Here is a 10,417-nt window from a genome sequence, read left to right on the forward strand (position 1 = left end):
CGCCCTGTGCCGATCGGCGTAGCGGGCGAAATGTACGTGGCCGGGGAAGGCCTTGCGAGAGGATACCTGAACCGCCCGGATCTGACGGCGGAGAAGTTCGTCGATTCCCCGTTTGCGGAGGGGGAGAAACTGTACCGCTCGGGCGACTTGGCGGCTTGGCTGCCGGACGGCAACATCGAATACCTGGGCCGGATCGATCATCAGGTGAAAATCCGTGGGTACCGGATCGAGCTGGACGAAATCGAGACGCAGCTGCTGAAGATCGCCGCCGTGCAAGAAGCCAAGGTGCTCGACCGCGACGACGCGAACGGCCATAAGCAGCTTGTTGCTTATTACGTCGCGGAAACGAGGCTGGCGGCGCATGAACTCAAGGAGGAGCTCGCCAAGCAGCTTCCGGGGTATATGATTCCTTCGCACCTCGTGCAGCTTTCGCGGATGCCGCTGACCCCGAACGGGAAAATCGACCGCAAAGCGCTGCCCGCGCCGGAGGAAGCCGCGGCCGGAGGAGCGGAATATGTCGCGCCGAGAACGCTGCTCGAAATGAAGATCGCCCGCGTCTGGCAGGATACGCTTGGCGTTCCGCAGGTCGGCGTAAAGGATAACTTTTTTGAGTTGGGTGGCAATTCGTTAAGTCTGATGAGGCTCGTTCAAGCCGTTTACGATGAAACGGACATCGAGATACCGCTGAACCGCCAATTCCACAATCTAACAGTTGAAGCCATGGCTTTCGGCGAGGGGGATCTGGGCCTGGATAAAGGGGGAGACTCCTTCATTAAGCTGAATAAAGCAGGAGATCTGAACGTGTTCTGCTTCCCTCCGGGCAGCGGCTTCGGCATCGGTTACCGAGAGCTCGCAAGCAGGCTCGACGGCCGGTTCGTGCTCTACGGCATTGATTTTATCGACGATGCCGTCGATTACGAGGCCATGCTGAACCGTTATGTGGACGAGATCGTCCGCATCCAGCCGGAAGGACCTTACGTGCTGCTCGGCTACTGCTTCGGAGGCAACCTGACGTTCGAGGTAGCCAAAACGATGGAGAAAAGAGGGTATTCCGTAACGGACGTGCTCATGTTGGACTCGTGGATTAAGGACACGCTGACGCCTTCCGAAACGTCGGAGAAAGAGCTTGAAGAAACGCTTGCCGATTTCGACGAAGAAGAGAAGGAATTAATGAGCAACCCGCTCGTGCGGGAGCGGGTTCATCGGAAGGTCAAAGCGACCTTGGCGTACGAAGCGCAGCTTATTAATTCCGGCACGATCCCGGCCAGGATTTACGAACTGATTGCGAAGGACAGCGAAGCGTTCCGCCTGGAGCACCAATTGCCTTCCTGGCGGGGGGCAACGACGCAAGCTTACGCCGATTACCGGCTGGAGGGCGCGCACGAGGAATTGCTGGAACTCGCGCGCGTGGAAGAAACGGCCGTCGTCATCCGGGACATCTTAGAGCAAGTCAAGCGGCGGATCGAAGCGGAGGCCGGGGTACTGCATGGAAGCTGACCGCCAGCCGTCTGTTCTAGAACAAGGCACAGCGGCGCCTTCCAAGCGCCAAACCGCTTACGCCGCCTGGAAAGCGTTCCGCTGGCTGATGTCCTATGTAAGCCGTCACAAAGGCTGGATGATCGTCGGTATCTTGTCCGCGATTGCCGCCGCCGTTATTGAGATATGGACGGGAAGTTTGATCGAGCAGCTGACCACCCAGGCCGAGAAGGGGGCGGGGCCAATCGTTCTGCAAATCGTGTACACGGTCTTTGTGGTCATCTTGATCGGTGTGCCGGCGAAGTTTTTCATGAGCTTCGGCGTGGAGCGAAGCAGCGCCTCTGCGGTGCAGGATATCCGCAACCATGTCATGCGTCATATCGGCAAACTCCCGGTCTCCTATTTGGAAAAGCAGCACTCCGGCGACGTATTGTCGCGGATCAACAACGACCTGCAGCTCATCCAGCAGTTTTTGATTCGGGACCTCGCCCAGTGGTTTTATCATCCGCTGTTATTCATCGGCTGTTTCGCTTATTTGATCTACCTCCAATGGGAGCTGATGCTGTACAGCCTGCTGTTATTTCCCGTAGCGCTGCTGGTTTCCCAATGGATCGGCAAGCAGTTGGAGCGGTTGACGGAGGAAGCCCAGGCGAACATGGGCCGAATGAACGTCAACCTCCAGGATACGCTTGGGGGTATGCCTATTGTAAAAAGCTACCTGCTATCCGGCATGTTATCTCGCTCCTACCAAGTGCTGCTGCAATTGACGGCCCAAAAAAAGCTGGCCGTGAAAAAGCGGGAAGCCTGGGTCAACCCGCTGCTTTCCACGCTGATGATCAGCCCGATCATTTTCGCCGTCAGTTACGGAAGCTATTTGATCTACAAAGGGCAGCTAGGCGCGGGAGAGCTGATCGCCTTCCTGTACTTGCTGAATCTGTGTCTGGAGCCGCTGGAGCATATTCCCGAGCTCATCACGCGGACGTTCGAAATGGCCGGTGCCCTGAGAAGGGTCTCCGAAATCGTCGAGCAGCCGACCGAAACGGAAAATGGCCGTTCGCTTCCGAAAGCGAGCGCCGCCCCCATCGAGTTTCAGAACGTAACCTTCGGGTATGAGGAGAGCTCCCCGATCCTGCGGAATGTTAGCTTCTCGGTGCCGGAAGGGAAGACGATCGCGCTTGTCGGAGCGAGCGGCGGAGGGAAGAGCACGGTGTTTAAGCTTGTATGCGGCTTTTATCCGCTTCCGGAGGACCAGGGCGAGATCCGCGTGTTCGGCAGCCTGATCCACGGCGCCGATCCGGAGCAGCTTCGGTCGCATTTTTCCGTGGTAACCCAGGATTCATATTTGTTTAGCGGCACGATCGCTGAAAATATCGGCTACGGGCGGGAAGTAGCGTCGATGGACGAGATTATCGAAGCCGCCAAAGCCGCTCAGGCGCATTCCTTCATTATGCAGCTTCCCGACGGCTACCAGACGTATGTCGGAGAGCGCGGAGGCTTTTTGTCCGGCGGGCAGCGCCAGCGCATTGCAATGGCCCGGGCTTTTCTGAAGGATGCTCCCGTTCTGCTGCTGGACGAGCCAACGTCGGCTCTTGATCCGGAGTCGGAAAGCGCGGTTCAGGAAGCGCTGGGCGTATTGATGAAGCAGAGAACGACGATGGTTATTGCCCACCGGCTTTCTACAGTACAAAACGCCGACGAAATTTGGGTCATGGAACAGGGGAGTATTGTTGAAAAGGGCACTCATGAGCAATTGCTGAAGATGAAGGGACTGTACGCCCAGTCATACTATCAGGAATTTACCGAGTCTGCCGAACGCAGGGAGGTGGCGTACACATGAAAAAGGGCGGATGGCTCTCGCAAGTGAAAGAACTCGGCTACTTGCTGATGTTTATGAACCGCAAGCGCAAAACCCAGTACGCCATTGGCCTGGCCGTGACGGCGCTCACCCAGACATTGTTCCTGATCGCCTTCAGCTTGGTCGTACATAACTTGGTTGATTTCGCCGTGTCCCGAGATACGTCCCTGATGGTGGAAGCCTTTATTATTTTGGGCGCGGCCTTGTTCCTGGAAAATGTGATTTCTCCCTGGTTCATTTACTTATACCAGCGCAGTGTCGAGCTGACTGTGCTGAATATCCGCGAACGTCTTTATGACAAGCTGTGCCGGGTGCGACCGAGATTCCTGGAGCAGACGCACCATGGGGACTTGCTGTCGCGGGTGAACAACGACGTAACGACCGTTGAGTTTACATTCTCGCAGGTTTACTTCGTTTTGCTGCTTCAAGTTGTCTTTTGCATCGGCTCCATTGTCTCCATGGTGTTGATCGATTGGCGGTTTGCCGGCGTATCCTTCGTCATTCTGCTGCTGTCCTCCGTGGTCAGCCTGAAATTTGCGCGGGATATTCGCGCCTTGTCCGAACAAGGCTTGCAAACGCTCGGTAAAATGACCGAAAAATTCAAAGATTTTATGGGCGGCATTCAAATTGTGAAGCTGTTCCGCATCCGCACGATTTACGGCCAGTACGAGGCGTTGAACGAACAAATGACGCAGACGCTTCGGCAAACCGCGCAGAAGAACGGCACGCAGGCTGCGGTGAATCATTTTATCAGCTACGTCACGTTCTGCGGCATCATCGTCATCGGCAGTCTTCTTTATGCCTACGGACTGATGGGAATGGGAAGCGTCGCCGCCCTGGCGGTTCTGCAAGTGAATCTGACGCACGCCTTGTTGAACTTGGGGATGGTTCTGTCGATGACCCAAAATTCGCTCGCGGGCGCTCACCGGATTCAAGAGGTACTAAGAGAGGAAGAGGAACCGGAGCGTTTGGGATCTCCTCACAGCGAGCTCGTGTCGGAGGCTGCGGTGGAGTTTCGCGATGTGGTATTTTCCTATCAGGCGGATAAAAAGGTGCTTATCGACATCTCCATGCAGGTGTTTCCCGGCCAGGTCGCCGCTATCGTGGGGGCCAGCGGCAGCGGCAAAAGTACGCTGATCAAGCTGCTGCTCGGCTTTTATCCTGTGGACAGCGGAGAAATCCTGCTCCAAGGCAAACCGTTCGGCCATTACACGCTGGACGAAATCCGCAGGCAGATTGCATACGTTCCGCAGGAGCCGTTCTTGTTTACCGGCACGATTGAGGAAAACATCCGCTACGGCAACCCGGATGCAACGGATGAAGAAGTGATCGAAGCGGCCAAAGCGGCGTACGCTCACCATTTCATTCAGGAACTTCCTGAACAGTATAAAACGCCGGTGGGAGAGAGAGGAGCGTCGTTGTCGGGCGGACAAAGGCAGCGAATTGCGATCGCCCGGGCGATTCTCAAAAACGCCCCGATTCTGCTGCTGGACGAAGCGACTTCCGCGCTGGATAACGAATCCCAGCATTGGGTACAGCAGGCCCTGAACGTATTGATGAAGGGGCGCACCACCATTCTGATCGCCCACCGTCTCAGCACCGTGGAACATGCGGATTTGATTACCGTCATGAACCAAGGGACGGTCGTCGAGCGGGGCCGCCATCAGGACCTGCTGGCGCTCGGGGGTTATTACGCCCGGCTGTACGGCTAGACCCGCTTTACGGCGGGCGGCTTCCTGCTTGCGAATGCGACAGAGTCTTTTAGTAATCCAAGGTATGACTTTATAACCGGTAATTACCAGAAAACGTAGACACGAAAAAGGAGGAAGAGTCCGAAGGAGCCGTTCCGGGAATGGCCTGCACGGTTCTTCTAAGAGTGACTAAGTGACATCTAGGTACAAAGCCTATCTATAAAGAATCTCTAAACCGGGAGTGTGTCGATGTGAGAGAGAATACCAACGAGCAATATGGATTAACGCAAGCCCAGCGCCGAATATGGTTCATGGAAATTATGAATCCGGGAACGTCCATCACGATGCTTTCCGCGACCTACCAGATTACGGGCGAGATCAACACACAGCTTCTGGAGCAAGCGGCGGCAGAGATCGTCAAAACCTATGACGTTTTCCGAATCCGCATTAGCGGGGATTTGCAAAATCCAACGCAGTGGTTCGAAGAACCGGAGAATGTCCAAGCTAGGATAAGCCGCCTCGAAATAGGCACAACCGAACAATTCTATGCTTGGGTGAAAGAAGTAAGCGAAAAACCGGCCAGCGTGTTCGACGAACACCTCTACCAATTTACGATTATCCATTTTGCGAACGGCCAAGTATGGCTCAATTTGACGGTAAATCATATTATCGCCGACGGCTTGTCCGTCAATGCTTTGCTGCATGCGGTGATGGAAAAATACCTGGAACTGCGCAAAGGCATCTCCAGCAGTTACCAGGCCCCTTCCTATCTGGATTATATTTCTGCGGAGCGTGAATATGAGCAATCGCAGCGTTATCAAAAAGGCAAGGAATACTGGCTGACGAAGTACAACACTTTGCCTGAAACGACCGGCATTAAATCGTATCCGCCATTCTCGATCGGCAGCGAATCCAATAAACTGGCCATCACTTTGGACGGTTCCCGGTATGAACGCATTCTGGCCTTCAGCGAACAATATCAGGTCAGCTTATATACGTTATTTCTGTCCGCCATGTACGCCTTATTGTACAAGCTGACCGACAGCACCGATGTTCCGGTCGGCACGGTTTTCGCCAATCGCACCAGCAAGAAGGAAAAAGAAACGATCGGCATGTTCGTCAGCACCGTGGCTACGCGGATCCGTCTGAATCCAGACAGGCACGTGCTTTCCTTGATCCAAACGGTTTCCAAGGAAAATACGGCGGATCTGCGGTATCAGAAATACCCTTATAACCAATTGATCCAGGATTTACGCGAACAACACGGCCGCAACGATCTTTCGGGGCTGTTCCGCACGTCTCTGGAATATCTGCCTTTGAAAATCGTGGAGTACGAAGAAATCAAGGTACGCCTGGAGGCTCACTTCGCTAGGCACGAGATGGACGATTTGCTGCTGCGCTTCGACCATATGCTGAATGAAGGCCATGTAATTCTCCATGCTTCCTATCGTACCGGCCTGTTCGAGACGGCCGAGATTGATCGGATTATGGAACAGTATGTAACCGTTCTGGACCAGTTCCTTCAGACTCCCGAACTGCCGGTACGCGAGATTTCTCTGCTGAGCGATGAGGAGAGACACCGCATTCTCAACGTTTTTAACCCGCCGGTGGCAGGGCTGAGCGAGGGAGAAGCGTTTCATCGGTATGTTGAAAAGTTTGCCCGGGAAATTCCGGATCATCCGGCAGTCGTCTACATGGACAAACAGCTGACCTACGGCGAATTGAACGAACGCGCCGAGCGGCTGGCTTCTCTCCTTCGCGAACAGGGCGTGGGAAGGGAAACGATTACGGGGATCTGGGCGGAGCGTTCGGTGGAACTGCTGGTCGGGGTGCTCGCCGTTTGGAAAGCCGGCGGAGCCTATGTACCGCTGGACCCCGATTATCCGGCGGAGCGGATTGAGTACATGCTCAGCGATAGCGATGCATCGGTGCTGCTTACGCAGCGTCATCTGTTGGAGCGGGCCGGAGGTTGGTTGGCAGATGAACGGCTGAAGCTTCAAGCTGTCTATGCCATGGACGATGAACAGATTTATAACGGGGATGCCTTAGCCGTGGAATTTGAATCTGCCGGTAGCGCCCCGCAAGACTTGGCTTATGTGATTTACACCTCGGGTACGACGGGACGCCCGAAAGGCGTCATGATCGAGCACGGTAGTCTCGTGAATACGGCGGATGCGTACCGTCGCGAGTACCGGTTGGATCAGTTTCCGGTGCGGCTGCTGCAGCTGGCCAGCTTCTCGTTTGACGTGTTCGTCGGAGACATCGCGCGGACGCTGTATAACGGAGGCACGATGGTGATTGTGCCGAAGGATGACCGGATTGATCCGAACCTCTTATACGGCTGGATTCGGGACCAAAACATTACGGTATTCGAATCGACGCCTGCGCTCATCCTGCCGTTCATGCAGCATATTTATGAAGAAAGGCTGGACGTTAGCTCCATGCAGTTGCTGATTACCAGCTCGGATGCTTGCAGTGTCACCGATTACCGATTGCTGCAGGAAAGATTCGGCGGACAATTCCGCATCATCAACAGCTATGGCGTTACCGAAGCGGCCATTGACAGCAGCTTTTACGGTGAGCCGCTGGATAAGCTGCCGCCGTCGGGTCATGTACCGATCGGCAAAGCTTGGCTGAACGCCCGGTTTTACATTGTCGATGCCGCGTTAAAGCCGGTTCCTGTAGGGGTTCCGGGCGAGCTTGTCATCGGCGGCGCCGGGGTGGCGCGCGGGTACTGGAACCGTCCGGGCCTAACCGCCGAGAAGTTTGCGGACAGCCCGTTTGTGCCGGGCGAACGTCTGTACCGGACAGGCGATTTGGCCCGCTGGCTGGAAGACGGCAACGTCGACTTCATCGGCCGGATCGACTATCAGGTGAAAATTCGCGGGTTCCGGATCGAACTCGGCGAAATTGAAACGGCCCTGCTGCGTTTCCCGGGCGTCAAGCAGGCTGTGGTGACCGACCGCACGGATGAGCAGGGGCAAAAGTATTTGTGCGGCTACGTGGCGGCGGATGCTTCCTTGCAGCTGAGCGATCTGCTGTCCCAATTGAAGCAAGAGCTGCCGGCCCATATGGTCCCGGCCCGGCTGGTGTCTCTTGATAAGCTTCCGCTCACGCCGAACGGCAAAATTGACCGTAAAGCGCTGCCTGAACCGACCGGAGAGGTAGAAACAGGCGGTGAGTATGTGGCTCCTCGCACAACGCTGGAAACAAGACTTGCTCTCATTTGGCAGCAGGTGCTGGGTATTGCGCGAGTTGGAGTCCAAGACGATTTCTTTGACTTGGGTGGTCATTCCTTGCGGGCCTCCACGCTGGTTTCCAAGATTCGGAAAGAGCTGCAAGTCGAGGTTCCGCTGCGGGAAGTTTTCCGCTACACCACGATCGAACAGCTGGCCCAAAGAATCGGCGGTTTAAGGCAGCAGGAGACGTATGAGATTACAAAGGCGGCTGAGGCCGAGTACTATCCGGTTTCATCCGAGCAAAAGCGTCTGTACGTCCTGCGCCAGCTTGACGGGGCCGAGCGCAGCTACAATATGTCGGCGGCGCTTCTTCTCGAAGGCAAGCTGGACCGCACGCGCGTCGAGCACGCGTTCCGGGCGCTGATTCAGCGCCATGAGACGCTGCGTACCGGGATCGAGCAGGTTCAAGGCGAGCTTGTCCAGCGCATCTATGACGAGGTGGAGTTTGCTGTAGATTATTTCCAAGCGAGCGAGTGGGAAGTGGACCAAGTGGTGGAAGCTTACTATCACCCGTTTGATCTGACCAAGCCGCCACTTCTCCGCATCGGCCTGATCGAAGTCGACGAGGATCGCCACATTCTGCTGTTCGATATGCACCATATCGTCTCGGACGGCATTTCGACAGCGCTGCTCTTCGACGAGTTCAGCCGCCTGTATCGGGGCGAGGAGCTGGCCCCGCTGCGCATTCAATACAAAGATTATGCCGTTTGGCAGCATTCCGAAGCTTACGGGCAGATGCTCCAGCCGCAGAAGGAGTATTGGCTGAAACAGCTGTCGGGCGAGCTGCCGGTCTTGGAGCTGCCGACGGACTTCCCGCGGCCTGCGGTGCAAAGCTTTGACGGCCGAACCGTGAAGTTTTATATCGAGAAAGATCGGACGGAGAAGCTGAAAGAGCTGGCGGCACGGACAGGGACGACCCTGTACATGGTACTGCTGTCGGCTTACACCATCCTTATGCATAAATATTCGGGTCAGGAAGATCTGATCGTAGGAACGCCGATTGCCGGAAGAACGCAGGAAGAAGTGCAGCCGATCGTAGGGATGTTTATCAACACGCTGGCCATTCGCAGCCGTCCGGAGCGTTCCAAGCCGTACCTTTCGTACCTGGAAGAAATCAAGGACATCACGCTCGGGGCTTTCGAACACCAAAATTATTTGTTCGAAGACTTGGTAGAAAGTCTTCACATTCCGCGCGCGACCGGCCGGAATCCGCTCTTTGACACGTTCTTCTCCCTACAAAATACGGAGAACGAGCAAATTGTCATCGAGGGGCTGGAGCAATCGTTTTATCCACTGGAAAACCAAACATCCAAGTTCGAGCTGCTCCTGGATATTTCGGAGCTGGACGGTCAGCTCGAATGCCGGTTGGAGTACGCTACGGCTTTGTATAAACAAGAGACCGCGGAGCGGTTCGCCAGACATTATGACAAGCTGCTCGAAACCATCGCAGCAGCGCCGGACGGGGATATTGCCTCGCTGGAAATGCTCACGGAGGAGGAAATCCGCGAGTTGGTGCGCGGTTTCAACGATTCGGAGGCGGACTACCCGCGGCAGCAGACGATTCACGGCTTGTTTGAAGAGCAGGCGGAGCTTTATCCGGACAACGTGGCCGCCGTCATGAACGAGCGGCAGCTGACCTACCGCGAGCTGAACGAGCGATCCAACCGCCTTGCGCGGAAGCTGCGAGAGACGGGAGTAGAAGCGGACCAGCTGGTAGCGATTCTGGCCGAACGCTCGCTCGATATGGTTGTCGGCATTCTGGCGATTCTCAAAGCGGGCGGAGCATACGTGCCTGTCGATCCCGACTACCCGGAGGAGCGCATCCGCTTCATGATCGAGGATTCGGGCGCGCCGTTATTGCTGATTCAAAAGCATCTGCACGAGAAGACCGACTTCGCAGGAACGCGCCTCGAATTGGACGATTTCGTTGGGGGCGACAGAGGGGCGAACTCCGCCGATGTGCGGGACGCTTCGAACCTGGAGCCGATTTCCGGGCCGGGCAACCTGGCTTATGTCATCTACACGTCGGGAACGACTGGCAGACCGAAAGGAACGCTGATCGAGCATAAGAACGTCGTGCGCCTCCTGTTCAACGACAAGAACCTGTTCGACTTCGGGCCGTCCGACACGTGGACGCTGTTCCACTCGTTCTGCTT

Annotated in this window: 4 protein-coding genes; all 4 read left to right on the plus strand. The window is 55.7% G+C overall.

Annotated elements, in window-relative coordinates; all coding sequences use genetic code 11:
- The coding region (locus AC6EJC_RS26490) for a thioesterase domain-containing protein (RefSeq protein WP_444956482.1) at positions 1 to 1,497 on the plus strand (1,497 nt) is incomplete at its 5' end.
- On the plus strand, positions 1,487 to 3,313 hold the full coding sequence (locus AC6EJC_RS26495) for an ABC transporter ATP-binding protein (RefSeq protein WP_444956483.1): 1,827 nt from the start codon (positions 1,487 to 1,489) through the stop codon (positions 3,311 to 3,313). The genes AC6EJC_RS26490 and AC6EJC_RS26495, both read left to right, overlap by 11 nt.
- The gene (locus AC6EJC_RS26500) at positions 3,310 to 5,043 is read left to right on the plus strand and encodes an ABC transporter ATP-binding protein (RefSeq protein WP_444956484.1); all 1,734 of its coding nucleotides are present in this window, start codon (positions 3,310 to 3,312) and stop codon (positions 5,041 to 5,043) included. The genes AC6EJC_RS26495 and AC6EJC_RS26500 overlap by 4 nt, the downstream gene beginning before the upstream one ends.
- Before the next feature lie 230 nt (positions 5,044 to 5,273).
- Positions 5,274 to 10,417: non-ribosomal peptide synthetase (locus tag AC6EJC_RS26505; RefSeq protein ID WP_444956485.1), on the plus strand; the 5,144-nt coding region annotated here is incomplete at its 3' end.

It is taken from the genome of Paenibacillus sp. TY11, assembly GCF_059772165.1.

Excerpts from the sequence above, each read along its gene's own strand:
- AC6EJC_RS26495 (WP_444956483.1), top strand. The coding sequence starts at position 1,487 with ATGGAAGCTGACCGCCAGCCGTCTGTTCTAGAACAAGGCACAGCGGCG.
- AC6EJC_RS26500 (WP_444956484.1), top strand. The coding sequence starts at position 3,310 with ATGAAAAAGGGCGGATGGCTCTCGCAAGTGAAAGAACTCGGCTACTTG.